The following is a 16,712-nucleotide window of genomic DNA, read 5'->3' as shown; positions in this document are numbered from 1 at the left end:
AAAAACCCGGCCTCGCAGCCGGGTTTTTTGCGTTCGACAAGCGGGGAAATCAGCTCTTCTGTATCGGCGCCAGACGGATATGCAGGTCACGCAACTGGGCGGGCGACACATCCGAAGGCGCGTTCATCAGAAGATCGAGCGCCTGCTGGTTCATCGGGAAGAGCGAGATTTCGCGCAGGTTCTTCGCACCGACGAGCAGCATGATCACGCGGTCGATACCGGCAGCCATGCCGCCATGCGGTGGCGCGCCATACTGGAATGCGCGGTAAAGGCCGCCGAAGCGTTCTTCCACATCCTGCTGGCTCAGCCCCACCTTTTCGAAAGCCTTGACCATGAGGTCGGGCAACTGGTTACGGATCGAACCGGAAGCGATTTCAAAGCCGTTACAGACCAGATCGTACTGATAGGCTTTGATGGCGAGCGGATCCTGATTTTCCAGCGCGTCCATACCGCCCTGCGGCATGGAGAACGGGTTGTGCGCGAAGTCGAGCTTCTTGTTGTCCTCGTCCCATTCGTAGAACGGGAAGTCGATGATCCAGGCCAGTTCGAAACGGGCGCGATCAACGAGGTTCAATTCCTCGCCTGCGCGGGTGCGCGCATCGCCTGCGAACTTGTAGAACTTCGACGGCTGACCGGCCACGAAGAAGCAGGCATCGCCATCGCCAAGGCCAAGCTGCGCGGCAATCGCAGCGGTGCGCTCTTCGCCGATATTCTTGGCAATCGGGCCAGCGCCTTCGAGCTTGTCGCCTTCCTTGCGCCAGAAGATATAGCCAAGGCCCGGCTGGCCTTCGCTCTGCGCCCAGGAATTCATGCGATCACAGAAGGCGCGGCTGCCGCCGGTCTTGGCCGGAATGGCCCAGACTTCGACCTTCGGGTCGTTGGCGATCATGTTCGCGAAGACCTTGAAGCCGGAACCGGCGAAATGGTCAGTCACGGCCTGCATTTCAATCGGGTTGCGCAGATCCGGCTTGTCCGAACCATAGGTGCGGATCGCATCGTCATAGGCGATGCGGCGGAAGGTCTGCGTGACCGGCTTGCCCTCGGCAAACTCCTCGAAAATGCCGCGCATGACGGGTTCCATCGTCTCCCAGACTTCTTCCTGGGTGACGAAGCTCATTTCAAGGTCGAGCTGGTAGAATTCGCCCGGCAGACGGTCGGCGCGCGGATCTTCGTCACGGAAGCACGGCGCGATCTGGAAGTAGCGGTCGAAACCGGCCACCATCAGAAGCTGCTTATACTGCTGCGGCGCCTGCGGCAGCGCATAGAACTTGCCTTCGTGAATACGGCTCGGCACGAGGAAGTCGCGCGCGCCTTCCGGCGAGGAAGCCGTCAGGATCGGCGTGGTGAATTCGTTGAAGCCGATCTCGGTCATGCGGCGACGCATCGCGGCAATGATCCTGGTGCGGCTCATGATGTTCTTGTGCAGCGTTTCGCGGCGCAGGTCGAGGAAGCGGTATTTCAGGCGAATGTCTTCCGGGTAATCCGGCTCGCCGAAGACCGGCAGCGGCAATTCCTTGGCAGCCGCCAGAACCTCGATCTCGGTCGCGAAGATTTCCACTTCGCCGGTCGGCAGATTGCCGTTGACCGCATCGGCTGCACGGGCCTTCACTTCGCCATCCACACGGATAACCCATTCGCCGCGCACCGTTTCGGCAACCTTGAAGGCCGGAGAATCGGGATCGGCGACGATCTGGGTCAGGCCGTAATGGTCGCGAAGATCGATGAAGAGAATGCCGCCATGGTCACGAACGCGGTGAACCCAGCCGGAAAGACGAACGTTCGAGCCAACATCTGTCTTGCGAAGGGCTGCACAGGTATGGCTGCGGTAACGATGCATGATTTCTGCCTTCTGGAAGTGAAATAATTAGAGCAGGCAAAGCGCTGCAAATTCTGGCGGAAAAGCGCATTTTGACCGGGTTTTGTCAAGTCTGCATTGCCGACAGTGCCTGCCGTTCGCCCTGCTTGATGCGATGTGTGTGCAAAAAACACGATTTGCGCCGGTCCCCGGACTGGTTTTACGCATTTTTCCGCGACAAGAAGCATCGCCTTGTCTAAAAGAAAAACATGCAGCTCATCACGACGACCCAGGCCCTTGAAGAGGCCGTATCCGCCCTCGCCAAATCCGATTTTGTCACGGTCGACACGGAGTTCATCCGTGAGACGACATTCTGGCCGGAATTGTGCCTGATCCAGATGGCTTCGCCGGACCATACGGCGCTGGTGGATGCGCTCGCGCCCGGCCTCGACCTCGCGCCGTTCTTCCGTCTCATGGGCGACCAGGGCGTGGTCAAGGTTTTCCACGCGGCCCGTCAGGACATCGAAATCGTCTTCCACCTCGGCGACCTGATCCCCTCGCCCGTCTTCGACAGTCAGGTCGCGGCCATGGTATGCGGCTTTGGCGACGCCATTTCCTACGACCAGCTCGTGCAGAAAATCACCGGCAAGCATATCGACAAGTCGTCGCGCTTCACCGACTGGCGCAGGCGCCCGCTTTCCGACAAGCAGCTCGACTATGCGCTGGCCGACGTCACCTATCTGCGCGACATCTATCTCCATCTGAAGGAAGAACTTCACAAGGAAGGCCGCAGCGAGTGGGTGAACGAGGAAATGGCGGTGCTGACTTCCCGCGAGACCTATGATTTGCATCCCGACGATGCGTGGCGCCGGGTCAAGGCGCGGGTGCGCAAACCCATCGAGCTTGCCATCGTGCAGGCCGTTGCCGCCTGGCGCGAGCGCGAGGCGCGTGAGCGCAACGTCCCGCGCGGCCGCGTCATCAAGGACGACACGATTGCCGAAATCGCGCAGCAGCAGCCGCGCGACGCGGAGGCGCTGGGCCGTTTGCGCTCCATTCCGAAAGGCTGGGAGCGTTCGGCACAGGCGGCAGGACTTGTCGCCGCCATCCAGTCGGCGCTTGAAATCCCCAAGGATGACCTGCCGAAACTACCGAAACCGTCGCATTCGCCCGAAGGCAGCGCCGCTGCGGCCGATCTTCTCAAGGTACTGCTCAAGCTTGTGACCGAAGAACATGGCGTCGCGGCAAAGGTCGTCGCCAACTCGGACGATATCGACAAGATCGCTGCGGAAGGCGACAATGCCAATGTGCCCGCTCTGCAAGGCTGGCGCCGCGAAGTCTTCGGCCAGAAGGCGCTCGATCTCATCGACGGCAAGATCGGAATCAAGTTCGAGAACCGGCGGATCACGGCGTTGGAGTTAGGGGAGTAAGGGAGTAAGGGAGTAAGGGAGTAAGGGAGTAAGGGAGTAAGGGAGTAGAATTACTTATTCTTGATCAAGGCAAATATTTTACTTGCCTTGTCCACCACTTGCCCGCACCCTATTCCCCTATTCCCCTATTCCCCTATTCCCCTATTCCCCTATTCCCCTATTCCCCTATTCCCGCGTCCCCTCCACAGCACCATCGCCCACCGCGAAATAGATGTTCTTTCCGGTGAGCTTCGAGAGTTGTTGGAGGCGGCCTTCCGGGCGGTCCGAAATGAGATCGGCGAGATCGCCCGGCACCACCAGCGCGATGCCGTTTTCTTCCTCACGCCAGACAAGGCGCGGGATCACCCCCGGCATGGATGCCGACAGAAGATAGACGACCCGCAGCAACGCACCGAGAAGCTTGGCCCGCTCGCGCAGGCGCGGCGTGGCAAGCTGGACGATTTCCGGTGCGATTTCGTCCTGGATCAGCCCTTCATGACGATAATAGTTGGCGAGCGCCATGAAGGAGCGTCCGGGGTGGTCGATCCCTCCGAACGAGCCATGGGCGATGATGTTCAGCGCCTGCGAGCCGCGATAATCGGGATGCGCCCGCCAGCTTATATCCGCCACCAGGCAGGCCGCCTGCCGGTAACGGGCTTCGTCCCCGGTTTCGTCGAAGCCGAGGACGGGCAGCGACAGGGTCGTCCAGGCTGCCAGTTCCCGGGCATGGCGTGGGGAGCGTGAACGCAGGATGGACAATTCGTCCGCCGACGCCAGCAACGGGTCGAGCCGCTGTTCGTTCTTCGGCAGGAGCGAGTAGAGATAGCCTTCACGGACGCCGAGCGCCGAAAAGACGATCTTCGACGGCTTCATGCGGCGAATGGTTTCGAGCAGCACCGTCGCGCCATAGGACAGGAGCTGACGGCGGTTCTTGGAAACCGCCTCGATGCCCCGCATCGTGTCTATATTGCCCTTGGCGACGCGCTTGAGGAAGTTTTGCGCCTCCACCGGGTCCATCTCGTAGCCGTGCATGACATGCAGGGGGTAGTTCCTGGCCGTCATGTGCAGCTTGGCAAGGTTACGCCATGTGCCGCCGACCGCATAGAAAACCTCGCCCTGATGCGCTTCGAGAAGCGTGGCCTTGGCGAGTTCCTGATGCGAAATCTTCGTCGCCTCGGTCAGTTTCTCGTTCGACATATCCTGCAGGCGCAGGCCGCCGAGCGGGAGCGTGATCCCCTCGCCGACGTCGTAATCGTTGACGGCGACCAGTTCCAGACTGCCGCCGCCGAGGTCCCCTGTCACACCTTTCGGCCCGTAAAAGCCGGAAATGATGCCGAGTGCGGAGTAGTAGGCTTCCTCCTTGCCCGACAGGACCTCGATGTGCCGGCCCAGAATGGCTTCCGCCTGTGTGATAAAATCGGGGCCGTTCTTCGCCTCGCGCGCCGCCGCAGTCGCCAGCGCATGTATGGTCACGGCGCCTGCCTGCTCGGCCAATGCGCGGAAACGTTTCAGCGCGCGCAGAGCCGCCTCGACCGACTTCTCGTTGAGCTTGCCGGTCTTCGCGAGGCCCTTGCCGAGGCCGCAGAGGATTTTCTCGTTAAAAAGCACCGTCGGCGAACGGACGATGCCTTCATAGATGACGACACGGATCGAGTTCGAGCCAATGTCGATAACCGCGATGGGTTTCAGTCCCTTCAGACGGCCTTGTGCTATGGATGGGCTCATGCAGTCGTGTTTCTTTCCGCCTGCACGCGCTTGCGGTGCGCGATAAGGCGGGGGGCCGAAGACTTCAGCGACTTTCCGCGACCCGACAGGCTGGGATTGGTCATGAAATATTCCTGAGCGTTGAAAGCTTCCTCTCCTGTTTCTTTTTCTATCCGGCGAGCGGTGCCGTCCGCAAGTAGCTGATAGCTCTGCTGGTTATCAATTATGTTGGCAAACATGATTTGCGACAGGATTTGCTGGTGTACGGTGGCGTTGGTGACAGGCACCAGCGTCTCCACGCGGCGGTCGAGATTGCGCGGCATCATGTCGGCTGAGCCGATATAGACGATGGCCTTGTCGGAAGGCAGGTCCTGACCGTTTCCAAAGCAGAATATGCGGCTATGTTCCAGAAAACGCCCGACAATCGACTTGGCGCGAATATTGTCGGAAAGGCCCGGCACACCCGGACGCAGACAGCAAATTCCGCGCACGACAAGGTCGATCTGCACGCCCGACTGGCTCGCAATATAGAGCGCATCAATTATCTGTGGATCAACGAGCGAGTTCATCTTCATCCAGATCGCGGCCGGACGTCCCGCCTTCGCATGGGCGATCTCGTCCTCGATATGCTTGAGGATTCGCGCGCGCAGGGTGAAAGGCGAAATCGCAATCTTCATTTCCTCGGCAGGCTGCGCATAGCCGGTGATGAAATTGAAGATATGCGACACGTCGCGGGCGATATCGGCATCCGACGTGAAGAATGACAGGTCGGTATAGATGCGCGCCGTGATCGGATGATAATTGCCGGTTCCCAGATGCACATAGGATCGCAGCTTCTGGTCTTCGCGGCGCACCACGAGCGACATTTTCGCGTGGGTCTTCAGTTCGATGAAGCCGAACACCACCTGAACGCCGGCGCGTTCCAGATCGCGCGCCCAGCGGATATTCGCTTCTTCGTCGAAACGCGCCTTCAGTTCGACCAGCGCCGTCACCGACTTGCCCGCTTCCGCCGCATCGACCAGCGCGCGTACGATCGGGCTGTCATTGGAGGTTCGATAAAGCGTCTGCTTGATGGCCAGCACATCCGGGTCGGCTGCCGCCTGACGCAGGAACTGCACCACGACATCGAAGGACTCATAGGGGTGATGGACCACGATGTCCTTTTCGCGGATGGCCGCGAAGCAATCACCGCCATGTTCGCGGATACGCTCGGGGAAGCGCGGATTGTAGGATACGAATTTCAGGTCTTCGCGCGGGATCGAAACGATCTCCGAGATCATGTTGAGCGCCAGAAGCCCCTCATGCACGCTGATACGGTTTTCCGAGACGCCCAGTTCCGTCGCCACGAAAATCCGCAGCGCTTCGGGCATTTCGCCGTCGAATTCGATACGAATCACCTGTCCGCGGCGGCGGCGCTTCAGCGCCGTCTCGAACAGGCGCACCAGATCTTCCGCCTCTTCCTCCACCTCGATATCGCTGTCGCGAATGATGCGGAACGTGCCCGCGCCGCGCACTTCATAACCGGGGAACAGGCGCTCGATGAACAGGCTCACCGCATCCTCAATGGTGATGAAACGATAGACATTCGGCTGATCGGTCGGGAGCTGGATGAAGCGTTTGAGCGCGACGGGAATGCGCAGCAGCGCCGTCATCGGATGATTGTCGGCGCGGCGTGCCAATTGCAGCGCAATCGAAAAACCAAGATTGGGAATGAAGGGGAACGGATGCGCCGGGTCGATGGACAGCGGCGTCAGGACCGGGAAGATCGTTTCCAGAAAATGGTTTTCGAGCCATTCCTTCTCCGGCTTTGACAAAGCGGTCGGGCGAACGATCTCGATATTTTCCTTTTCGAGTTCGCCACGCAAAAAGCGCAGGCGGTTCTGCTGCTTGACCTGCAAGCGCCCGACTTCCTCCAGCACGAAATCGAGCTGCTCCTGCGGCGTGCGCCCGTCGGCGCTGCGCATGGCCACGCCAGCGCGCACCTGCGCCGCGAGACCGGCGATGCGAACCATGAAGAACTCATCGAGATTGGCGGCGGAAATGGACAGGAAGCGCAGGCGCTCAAGCAGGGGCTGGCGCATATTCGCGGCTTCCTCCAGAACGCGGCGATTGAATTGCAGCCACGAAAACTCGCGATTGACGAAGCGGTCGGCGCTTTGCATCAATTCGCCGTTCAAAGCTTCGTGAGCGTCGGCGCCGGCTTCACCGGAAGGGACCGCGCTGGAAACGGTGATCGGCTCTGCTGGCATATCGGAAGTTCCGCGCTTGCTCGCGTTGGAGGTTTCGCTGGCCATAATGCTGTTTTTGTTCATCTTTCCTGTCCCGGCTATCACCGAAATGTTCCGGCTTTGCCCCAAGCCTATGGCTGTCATATGACAGTTTGATAGCAAATCGCTTGAAATGTCCTCAGAATTGATGAAAACGCTTCCGAAAACAAGACATTCGCGGTACACGCATGGCAATGTCCAGGCGCGATCCTGTCCGAAAAGCAGTTCCACATCGCGCCATGTACCGACCATCGATCAGAACCGGAGCATATCATGTCCGATCACATCATTCCTCACTTCCAGAACGACGCCGGCCATGCTGCCATCGAAATCGGCGTGAAGGAATTCATGTGCGTTGGCGCGAACCCGCCCTTCGATCATCCGCATGTTTTTCTCGATATGGGCGATGAAAGCGAAGTCGTGTGCCCATACTGCTCGACGCTTTATCGCTACAATGCAAAGCTTCACGCCGATGAAACCGTCCCGGCTGGCTGCGTTTACGAAGCGCCAGCGGGGAAAGCGGCCTGATCGGACTGGTCTCATCGGGCTGAATGCCGGATGAGCGCGGCAACATGAGCAAAGGGCGCATATTGATTGTCGGGGCCGGTGTCGCCGGTCTTAGCGCGGCGCTGGAACTGGCAGCGCGCGGCTGGAATATTCGCCTGCTCGAAAAAGCGCGGAGCCTGTCGGAAGTCGGCGCGGGCCTGCAACTTGCCCCCAATGCGATGCGCCATCTGGAAAGGCTCGGCATTGCCGATCGTCTTGGCGCACAGGCCGTAACGCCCGAAGCGCTCTATCTCATGGACGGACGCAAGGCGCGTCCACTTCTTGAAATGAAGCTCGGCGACAGGACTTTCAGACGCTGGCATCATCCCTATGTCGTCTGCCACCGGGCCGACCTGCAATCCGCGCTGCTCGATGCCTGTCGCGAAACACCCGGCATCGAAATCAGCCTCGATGCCGAAATCGTCACTCACAAGGCCGAAAATGGCGGCGTTTCAGCCACCATCCGCAACGGCAACGCCCAAGAAGTGCTCGACGCCGCCTATCTGATCGCCTGCGATGGCGTCTGGTCGGCTGAGCGTTCGAAGGCCGGCTACCCCAAGGCGCAGTTCAGCGGCCATATCGCATGGCGCACGACGCTTGCAGCGCAAGCCCTGCCCGCATCCTTCCGCGAAGCGGTAGCGGAGCGCATGGCCGTCTCGGCATGGCTCGGCGACAAGGCGCATTTCATCGCCTATCCCGTCAAGGGCGGCAGCTTCTTCAATTTCGTCGCGATTACGGCCGGGGAAAACCCCGGTGAAGTCTGGTCCCGGACCGGCGACCTGAATCTGCTGCGCTCCCTCTATGCAAGCTGGAGCGCGCCGGTTCGCGACGTGCTGGCGATGGCCGGCGAGTGGACCTATTGGCCTCTGTTCCAGATGGCTGAAGCGCATTTCGCCGGACCGGGCAGAACGATCTTCCTCGGCGATGCCTCCCACGCCGTCACGCCTTTCGCCGCGCAGGGTGCGGCCATGGCGATCGAAGATGCCGCGGCGCTTGCCGAAGCTTTGGACAGCGCCGACCGGGAGGCCGGGTTACGAAGGTTCGATGCCGTCCGCAAGCAGCGAATTTCAGCGGTCGCCCGGCGCGGGCAACTGAACCGGTTCGCCTATCACGCGACGGGCGTTCTTGCGCTTGGCCGCAACATGCTTTTTGCCATGCGCCGCCCCGACACGTTCCTGAAGAACCTCGACTGGCTTTACGGTTACGACGCCGTCGCGGCTGTCAGAGATTAGTCGCGTCGCGCGCCGCTTCCAGTGCAGCGATATCGAGCTTGATCATCTTCATCATGGCGTTGACGACGCGCTGGCGCACTTCAGGCTCGCCGGTTTTCAGGATATCGAGCAGCATCTGCGGCACGACCTGCCATGAAAACCCGTATTTATCGGTCAGCCAGCCGCATTCCATCGGCGCGCCGCCACCTTCCATCAGCCTTTCCCAGAACATATCCAGTTCCGTCTGGTCCCTGCATTGGACAAAGAGCGAAACCGCCGGGGAAAACTTGAACTGCGGCCCGCCGTTCAGGCCCGCCATGACCTGCCCGTCGAGCGTGAAATTGGCCACCACCACATCGGTGCCGGCGGGCTGGTGCCCATGTTCGAAGCGAACGAGGCCATCGACGGAGGCCTGCCTTCCGCAGGCGCGGAAGATCGAAACATAGTGGTTCGCGGCTTCTTCAGCCTGCGTGTCGAACCAGAGACAAATTGTCAGACCGGACATTTTCTCCTCCTCATCCCATCACCTTGGCGGCTTCTTCCATATCCATCCACATCAGCTCCCAGATATGCCCGTCCAGGTCTTCGAAGCTGCGGCCATACATGAAACCATAATCCTGCTTCGGCGCCGGATCGGCGCGACCGCCCGCTTTCACGGCCTTTTCCAGCGTTTCATCGACCTCGGCCCTGCTCTCCGCCGACAGGCAGACGAGCACTTCGCTGACAGCGCTCGCATCGGCAATCTTCCGGGGCGTGAACTGGCTGAACTTGTCATGATCGAGGATCATGGCGTGGATGGTGTCGGAGAAGACCATGCAGGACGCGGTTTCGTCCGAGAACATGGGGTTCTTCGTTGCGCCAATGGCTTCATAGAAGCTTGTTGAGCGCGCAACATCCTTCACCGGCAGGTTCACAAAAATCATTTTCGGCATGGTATTTCCTCCATCGGCGGGGCCGTGCCCCGCTCCTTCCCGGTTTCATCGTGCGTCCCAAAGGGGCCGTCCCATAGGACGCAGACCGAATTTCCTCCGTGATTGCGCGGTACCCGCGCTATCCTTGCTTGCACATAATGACAGATAAGTTATAATTAGCAACCATGAAGTTAGAAAAAGTAACTAAAGCTGACAACCCAGCCTCCAAGCGTAGCTATAACGATGCCTGCGCTGCGGCCCATGCCCTTGATCTGATTGGGGAACGCTGGTCCCTTCTCATTATGCGCGAACTGATGTTCGGGCCGAAACGCTTCGGCGATCTGCGCTCCGGCCTGCCGGGCGTGAGCGCCAATGTGCTGACGCAGAGACTGGAAGGTCTGGAAGCCGCAGGCATTCTGCACAAGACCAGACTTGCGCCTCCTGCGTCCGTGCAGGTCTATGAACTGACCGAATGGGGCTATGAAAGCGAGCCGATCCTTCAGGCGCTTGGCCGCTGGGCGGCGCGCTCGCCTGGCCACGATCCCAACCTGCCTATTTCGACCAACTCGTTCCTGCTTTCCCTGCGGACCATGCTGGACGGCAAAAAGGCGCTGGACCTGCATTTCACCATCGGATTCCGTCTGGATGGCGAGGATTTCATCGCTCGAATGGACGGCGGCGGACTGGAAATACAGCGGGGGGCCGACGAGAAGTACGACCTGTTTTTCGAAGCGTCTCCCCGAATGCTCGCCGCCGCAATTTACGGAGGACAGCCGCTCTCGGCGCTGGAAAACGCCGATCTTCTTGTCATCAAGGGAGACAGAACGCTCGCGGAAAAATTCGTGACGCTGTTTCCGCTTCCCGACAAGGCTTCCATGCCGGAATAAATTATGCAACTTTTTGGTTGCGTATTTTTCAAGTATCTGTAAATTGGCAACCATCAAGTTGCCTATTACGGAGGATATATGCCATGACAAGCAGTACCGACCGCATTGAGAAGACGGTAGACATTCATGCCGGGATCGACCGGGTCTGGCGCGCGCTGACCGATCATGATGAGTTCGGAACCTGGTTCCAGGTAAAGATCGAAGGCCCGTTCATCGTCGGCACGCGCTCGTTCGGCCACGTGACCTATCCGGGCTTTGAGCACGTGCGTTGGGAGGCTTTCATAAAGGACATGCGTTCGCCCGATTATTTCGCTTTCACCTGGCACCCCTATGCCGTGGACCGGGATACGGATTATTCCAGCGAACCGCCGACGCTTGTTGAATTCAGGTTACAGCCGATCGATAGCGGCACACGCCTGACCGTCATCGAAAGCGGTTTCGACGCCCTGCCCGCCGAACGCCAGCCGATTGCCCTTCGGATGAACGACGGGGGCTGGGAGGAGCAGGTTGGCAATATCAAGGCCCATGCCGAGAAACGATAGGACGGAAATGCACGCTACGGAAATATCCGCCGTCTTTGCAGCGCTGGCCGATCCGACCCGGCTGGCGCTCATCGAGACCCTGAGCGATGGGGAAAGCCGCTCCATCGTCTTGCTCTCGCAAAATGGCACCATAACGCGGCAGGCCGTGACCAAGCATCTTGCCGTTCTGGAACAGGCGAGACTGGTCGAACGGGAGAAAGTGGGGCGGGAGAGCCGGTTTCGGCTGCATCCCGCGCCGCTTGTCGACGCCCGCGCCTATCTCGCCAGTGTTTCGGGCCAGTGGGAAGACGCGCTGCAACGCCTGCGCCGCTTCGTGGAGGATTGATCGGATTATATCCGATGCCGGACGGTTCAGGGCTGGTTGAAAAGCAGCGAAGATGTGCCTTTGACGAAGCCCAGTTTCTCGTAAAACGGCACGAGCCGATCCGGGCAATATAGCTCGAAGCTCTTCACGCGCCTGAGCTTTTCATGGCTCAACACGCGCTGTACGAGAGCCTGTCCAAGCCCCTGCCCGCGATGCTCTGCCGCCACGATGACATCGAAGATCATTGCCTTGAACGTGAAATCGCTCAGCACCCGCGCAAAGCCCGCAATCCGTCCATCGACATCGAGGCAGAACAGAAGCAGGTCGCAATGGGCAAGCATATGGGTGACGTCCTCGAAGCTCCGCTCCCCGGTCCACCATTCCCGGCAATAAAAGGCATGGAACTCGCGGTGTCGCCCGGCTGGAAGTTCTTCCAGCCACTGAAAATTCTTCACGATCCCCTCCGTGCTCGCAAAAACACCCGCCAGTTCTTCTGACGGGTGTTTTCAATTCGCTCCTGAAAAAGCCGATCAGTGCAGGATCTGGCTCAGGAACAGCTTGGTGCGCTCATGCTGCGGATTGTCGAAGAATTCGTCCGGCGAATTCTGTTCGACGATCTGGCCCTGATCCATGAAGATCACGCGGTTTGCCACCTGGCGGGCAAAGCCCATTTCGTGCGTCACGCAGATCATGGTCATGCCTTCCGCGGCAAGACTCACCATCGTGTCCAGCACTTCCTTGACCATTTCAGGATCGAGCGCCGAGGTCGGTTCGTCGAACAGCATGACCTTCGGGTTCATGCATAGCGCACGGGCGATCGCCACGCGCTGCTGCTGCCCGCCGGAAAGCTGGCCCGGATACTTGTTGGCCTGTTCCGGGATTTTCACACGATCCAGATAATGCATGGCGATTTCTTCCGCCTGCTTCTTCGGCATCTTGCGGACCCAGATGGGGGCCAGCGTGCAGTTTTCCAGAATGGTGAGATGCGGAAACAGGTTGAAGTGCTGGAACACCATGCCGACTTCGCGCCGAACCTCATCGATCTTCTTCAGATCGTTGGTCAGCTCGATACCGTCCACGACGATCTTGCCCTTCTGATGTTCCTCCAGACGGTTGATGCAGCGAATCATGGTCGATTTGCCCGAACCGGACGGCCCGGCCACGACGATGCGCTCCCCACGCATGACCTTGAGGTTGATGTCGCGCAAAACGTGAAATTCGCCGTACCACTTATGCATATTGGTGATTTCGATGGCGACTTCGGTTTCCGAAACTTGCATTTTCGACCGATCGACTTCCGCACCGATCTCCGACTGCGACAGGGCGTTTTGTGCACTCATTTCCATTATTCCCTTTATTTTTATCGTTTATGACCCGTGTCGAGCCGCCGTTCCATGAATATAGAGTATCGCGACATGGCGAAACAGAAAATCCAGAAAACGAAGCCCGCAAAGAGCAAGCCAGTGGCAGGCGTCTGTGGAGAAGCCCAGTTCGCATCGGAAAAGTTCTGACGCACGATGCCCAGAAGATCGAACATCCCGATGATGTAGACCAGGCTCGTATCCTTGAAGAGGCCGATAAAGGTGTTGACGATGCCCGGAATGACAAGCTTCAGGGCCTGCGGCAGGACGATCAGCCCCGTTTTCTGCCAGTAGCTCAGGCCCAGTGCATCCGCGCCCTCATATTGCCCGCGCGGAATGGCCTGAAGACCGCCGCGCACCACTTCCGCCATATAGGCCGAGGCGAAAAGCGCGACACCGATCAGGGCGCGGAGCAATTTGTCGAAGGTGACGCCCGGCGGCAGGAACAGCGGCAGCATGACGCTTGCCATGAACAGCACCGTCACCAGCGGAACGCCGCGCACCATTTCGATGAAAACGATGGAGATCGTCTTGATGACCGGCAGTTTCGACCGGCGGCCGAGCGCAAGCACGATGCCGAGCGGCAGCGAGACCGCGATGCCGACGAACGACAGGACCAGCGTGACCAGAAGACCGCCCCAGAGCGGGGTTTCCACATAAGGCAGTCCGAACCAGCCTCCGACCAGCAGGAAGAACGCAACCACCGGAAACACCAGGAAGAAAAGGATGGCGTTGAGCCCCTTTTTCGGAACCCGCGGGATCAGAAGCGGCGCGAGCAGGACAACGAAGATCAGCGCCGTGAGGTCCACGCGCCAGCGTTCGGACAGGGGATAGCGGCCATAGATGAATTGCTGGTATTTCGCGTTCACGAACGCCCAGCAGGCTCCCGACCAGCCTTCCGGCTGGGCGCCGCCTTGCGCGACCGTCAGGCAGGCAGTCCGGTCGGTGCCGGTCCAGGCCGCATTGACGAACACCCATTCGATGATCGGCGGAAGGAACCACACCACCAGAAGCAGGCCGAAAATCGTCAGGGCCGAATCGACGGGCGTGGCGAACAGATTGACGCGCAGCCAGTGCGACAGGCCCTGCACCGAGCGCGGCGGCGCCTCGCCATCCACCATCTGCGTGCGGACATATTGGAGATCTGCTTTTTCCATGGTCATCTCTCCACCAGCGCCATCTTGGCGTTAAACCAGTTCATCAGGGCGGATGTGATCAGGCTGATGCCGAGATAGATCACCATCCAGATCGCCACGACTTCGACCGACTGACCGGTCTGGTTGAGGATCGTGCCGCCGATGGCGACGAGATCGGGATAACCGATGGCGATTGCGAGCGAAGAGTTCTTGATAAGGTTGAGATACTGGCTCGAAAGCGGCGGGATGATGATGCGCAGCGCCTGCGGCACGATGATCAGACGCATCGTCTGCCCCGGACGAAGACCAACGGCATAAGCCGCTTCGGTCTGGCCCTTGCTGACCCCCAGGACCCCGGCCCGCACCGTTTCCGCGATGAAGGATGCCGTATAGAAGGACAACGCCAGAAACAGCGCCAGAAACTCCGGCTTGACCTGCGCGCCGCCGGTCAGGTTGAAGGTGCCCAGCTTCGGAAATTCGAAGGTAACCGGAAAGCCGGTCGCGACCAGCGCCAGGATCGGCAGGCCGATAACGAGCGCCGCCGATGCGCGCACGGTATGGAAAGGCTGGCCGGTTGCCATCTGGCGGCGTCTTGCCCAGCGGGCGACGAAGAACGAAGCCGCTATGCCGAGAAGCAGCGCCACCGGCAGCAGCCACGCCCCCTCGCCCCAGACAGGCGCGGGCGTGAAGAAACCGCGATTGTTGAGATAGCTGCCAAATGGAAGGGCAAGACTGTTGCGCGCCTGCGGCAGAACCGAAAGCACGCCGAAATACCAGAAGAAGATGACCAGCAGCGGCGGAATATTGCGGAAAATCTCCACATAGACCGTGCAAATCTTGCGGATCAGCCAATTATGCGAAAGACGGCCTATACCGACCAGAAAGCCAACGATCGACGCGGTGACAACGCCGAGCACGGCGACATAGAGCGTGTTCAGAAGACCCACCAGAATGGCGCGGCCATAGGTCGAATCGTTGGTATAGGAAATGAGGGTCTGGCTGACGTCGAAACCGGCGCGCCCGTTGAGGAAGCCGAAGCCCGACGCGATGTTTGCACGCTGGAGATTGGTGACCGTATTGCCGACGATCCAATAGATCAGGCCAACAACCGCGCCAAAGACAATGACCTGATAAAAGATGCCGCGAATGCGCGGATCGTACAGGAGCGAGGTTCCGCCGCTATCCCGGCGGCGTTCAGTTGCAGAATAGGAAGCCATATGTTCCTGTATCCTCTCGGCTATCTGCATCGACGCCGGGACAGCCCGCCCCATAGAGCGCGGGACGGCTGTCAAACCGATGCGTCAAATGCCGAACCGTTCAGTCGTGCGGCCCGTTTGAAGCTCACGCGGAGCTTGCAACCGGCAAGCTACTGCGGCGACAAATCCGGCGGGTGCGAACGCACCCGCCCTTCGTCCGCTTTGCGGAATGACCGCCTCAGCGGATCGGCATACCGTACTGAAGTCCGCCCTTGTTCCACTGGGCATTGAGGCCGCGCGCGATCTTGAGCGGGCTGCTCGCGCCGAGATTGCGCTCGAAAAGTTCGCCGTAATTGCCGACGCCCTTCACGATATTGACCACCCAGTCGTTGCTGAGGCCGAGATCGGTTCCGATCTTGGTGTCCGCTTCAGAACCCAGAAGGCGCTTGATCTCGGGATTGTCGGAGTTCTTCATGTCTTCGACATTGGCCTGCGTGATCCCGAATTCCTCAGCGTTCAGCAAGGCATAATGGGTCCAGCGAATGACGTCGCCCCACTTGGAATCACCCTGGCGGACGGCCGGTCCGAGTGGCTCCTTGGAGATGATTTCCGGCAAAACGACATGGTCGTCCGGGTTGGCGAGCGTCAGGCGCGTCGAATAAAGGCCCGACTGGTCGGTCGTATAGGCGTCGCAACGACCGGAATCGTAAGCGGCATTCGCTTCTTCGAGCTTTTCGAAGACGACCGGATTGTATTCCATCTTGTTGGCGCGGAAGTAGTCGGCCATGTTCAGCTCGGTCGTCGTGCCTGCCTGAACGCAGATGGAAGCGCCCGAAAGCTGGAGCGCGGAATTGATGCCCGACAGCTTCTTGGAATTGATCATGAAGCCCTGGCCGTCATAATAATTGACGCCGGGGAAATCCAGGCCCAGCGACGTATCGCGGCTGATGGTCCAGGTCGTGTTGCGGATGAGAACATCCACTTCGCCCGACTGCAATGCCGTGAAACGCTCCTTCGCGTTGAGCGGCGTGAATTTTACCTTGGTCGTATCGCCGAAAATCGCAGCGGCCACGGCCCGGCAATAATCCACGTCGAAACCCGACCATTCCCCCTTGTCGTTGGGTGAGGCGAAGCCAAGCAGGCCCGTATTAACGCCGCACTGCAGAAAACCTTTTGCCTTCACATCGGAAAGCGTATCGGCGGATGCTCCCGAAGCCGCGCCAAACAACGCCGCCGCACCCACTACACCCGTCATAAGAGCTTTTTTCATCTGGCCTGCAACCTTTTGTTCCCTGGAGAACGCGGAGCTTTATGCCCCAAGCGTCTCTTGTTGCTTTATTTTTGCATAAACGGCCGGAAAAGCCATGTGACCCTCCCGAACCGTGCCTTACAGCAGGCTGCCCCTCGCCGAGACCGCTTTCGGTCTTCGATTCTTGTTTTTGAGCG

At 59.5% G+C, this 16,712-nt stretch carries 16 protein-coding genes; 6 read left to right on the top strand and 10 right to left on the bottom strand.

What is annotated here, in order from left to right:
- Positions 1 to 49: 49 nt before the first annotated feature.
- Positions 50 to 1,837 (bottom strand): aspartate--tRNA ligase, encoded by a 1,788-nt coding sequence (gene aspS, locus FHS76_RS06185; protein ID WP_183649625.1) that lies wholly within the window; start codon positions 1,835 to 1,837, stop codon positions 50 to 52.
- Between the two features lie 227 nt (positions 1,838 to 2,064).
- Between aspS and rnd the strand changes: the two genes are divergently transcribed.
- Complete coding sequence (rnd, locus tag FHS76_RS06180) at positions 2,065 to 3,222, top strand: ribonuclease D (RefSeq protein WP_183649623.1); 1,158 nt, start codon at positions 2,065 to 2,067, stop codon at positions 3,220 to 3,222.
- Between the two features lie 165 nt (positions 3,223 to 3,387).
- On the opposite strand, the gene ppx is transcribed toward rnd, so the two are convergent.
- Positions 3,388 to 4,926, bottom strand: a complete 1,539-nt coding sequence (gene ppx / locus FHS76_RS06175; RefSeq protein ID WP_183649620.1) for an exopolyphosphatase — start codon at positions 4,924 to 4,926, stop codon at positions 3,388 to 3,390.
- Positions 4,923 to 7,154, bottom strand: a complete 2,232-nt coding sequence (locus FHS76_RS06170) for an RNA degradosome polyphosphate kinase (protein ID WP_374828640.1) — start codon at positions 7,152 to 7,154, stop codon at positions 4,923 to 4,925. The genes ppx and FHS76_RS06170 overlap by 4 nt, the downstream gene beginning before the upstream one ends.
- A 291-nt stretch (positions 7,155 to 7,445) precedes the next feature.
- On the opposite strand from FHS76_RS06170, the gene FHS76_RS06165 reads away from it, so the two are divergent.
- Positions 7,446 to 7,700 (top strand): zinc-finger domain-containing protein, encoded by a 255-nt coding sequence (locus tag FHS76_RS06165; RefSeq protein ID WP_183649614.1) that lies wholly within the window; start codon positions 7,446 to 7,448, stop codon positions 7,698 to 7,700.
- Between the two features lie 44 nt (positions 7,701 to 7,744).
- Positions 7,745 to 8,950 carry an FAD-binding protein gene (locus FHS76_RS06160; protein WP_183649612.1) on the top strand — a complete coding sequence of 402 codons (1,206 nt, stop codon included), beginning with the start codon at positions 7,745 to 7,747 and terminating at the stop codon, positions 8,948 to 8,950.
- Here FHS76_RS06160 and FHS76_RS06155 read toward each other — a convergent pair.
- Positions 8,940 to 9,434: a VOC family protein gene (locus tag FHS76_RS06155; RefSeq protein WP_183649610.1), complete on the bottom strand. Its 495-nt coding sequence runs from the start codon at positions 9,432 to 9,434 to the stop codon at positions 8,940 to 8,942. The two genes, FHS76_RS06160 and FHS76_RS06155, sit on opposite strands and share 11 nt — an antisense overlap.
- Positions 9,435 to 9,444: 10 nt before the next feature.
- Positions 9,445 to 9,861: a VOC family protein gene (locus FHS76_RS06150; protein ID WP_183649608.1), complete on the bottom strand. Its 417-nt coding sequence runs from the start codon at positions 9,859 to 9,861 to the stop codon at positions 9,445 to 9,447.
- Between the two features lie 164 nt (positions 9,862 to 10,025).
- Here FHS76_RS06150 and FHS76_RS06145 point away from each other — a divergent pair, with 164 nt between their 5' ends.
- From FHS76_RS06145 to FHS76_RS06135, 3 genes are all read left to right on the top strand, one after another.
- Positions 10,026 to 10,727 carry a winged helix-turn-helix transcriptional regulator gene (locus FHS76_RS06145; RefSeq protein WP_183649606.1) on the top strand — a complete coding sequence of 234 codons (702 nt, stop codon included), beginning with the start codon at positions 10,026 to 10,028 and terminating at the stop codon, positions 10,725 to 10,727.
- A gap of 83 nt (positions 10,728 to 10,810) precedes the next feature.
- On the top strand, positions 10,811 to 11,269 hold the full coding sequence (locus FHS76_RS06140) for an SRPBCC family protein (RefSeq protein ID WP_183649603.1): 459 nt from the start codon (positions 10,811 to 10,813) through the stop codon (positions 11,267 to 11,269).
- Between the two features lie 7 nt (positions 11,270 to 11,276).
- Positions 11,277 to 11,594, top strand: coding sequence for an ArsR/SmtB family transcription factor (locus FHS76_RS06135; protein WP_183649600.1), 318 nt, complete (start codon positions 11,277 to 11,279; stop codon positions 11,592 to 11,594).
- Between the two features lie 26 nt (positions 11,595 to 11,620).
- On the opposite strand, the gene FHS76_RS06130 is transcribed toward FHS76_RS06135, so the two are convergent.
- The 5 genes from FHS76_RS06130 to FHS76_RS06110 form a co-directional block, all read right to left on the bottom strand.
- The gene (locus FHS76_RS06130) at positions 11,621 to 12,028 is read right to left on the bottom strand and encodes a GNAT family N-acetyltransferase (RefSeq protein WP_183649597.1); all 408 of its coding nucleotides are present in this window, start codon (positions 12,026 to 12,028) and stop codon (positions 11,621 to 11,623) included.
- Between the two features lie 75 nt (positions 12,029 to 12,103).
- Positions 12,104 to 12,913 (bottom strand): amino acid ABC transporter ATP-binding protein, encoded by an 810-nt coding sequence (locus tag FHS76_RS06125; protein WP_183649594.1) that lies wholly within the window; start codon positions 12,911 to 12,913, stop codon positions 12,104 to 12,106.
- 20 nt (positions 12,914 to 12,933) lie between these two features.
- Positions 12,934 to 14,091, bottom strand: coding sequence for an amino acid ABC transporter permease (locus FHS76_RS06120; RefSeq protein ID WP_183649590.1), 1,158 nt, complete (start codon positions 14,089 to 14,091; stop codon positions 12,934 to 12,936).
- A gap of 2 nt (positions 14,092 to 14,093) precedes the next feature.
- Positions 14,094 to 15,287 (bottom strand): amino acid ABC transporter permease, encoded by a 1,194-nt coding sequence (locus tag FHS76_RS06115; RefSeq protein ID WP_183649586.1) that lies wholly within the window; start codon positions 15,285 to 15,287, stop codon positions 14,094 to 14,096.
- Between the two features lie 217 nt (positions 15,288 to 15,504).
- Positions 15,505 to 16,536, bottom strand: a complete 1,032-nt coding sequence (locus FHS76_RS06110) for an amino acid ABC transporter substrate-binding protein (RefSeq protein ID WP_183649583.1) — start codon at positions 16,534 to 16,536, stop codon at positions 15,505 to 15,507.
- Positions 16,537 to 16,712 lie beyond the last annotated feature (176 nt).

This window comes from Brucella daejeonensis, assembly GCF_014199265.1.
Lineage (GTDB): Bacteria > Pseudomonadota > Alphaproteobacteria > Rhizobiales > Rhizobiaceae > Brucella > Brucella daejeonensis.
The sequence above is the reverse complement of the archived record's forward strand: the minus strand, read 5'-3'. Positions and strand labels throughout refer to the sequence as shown.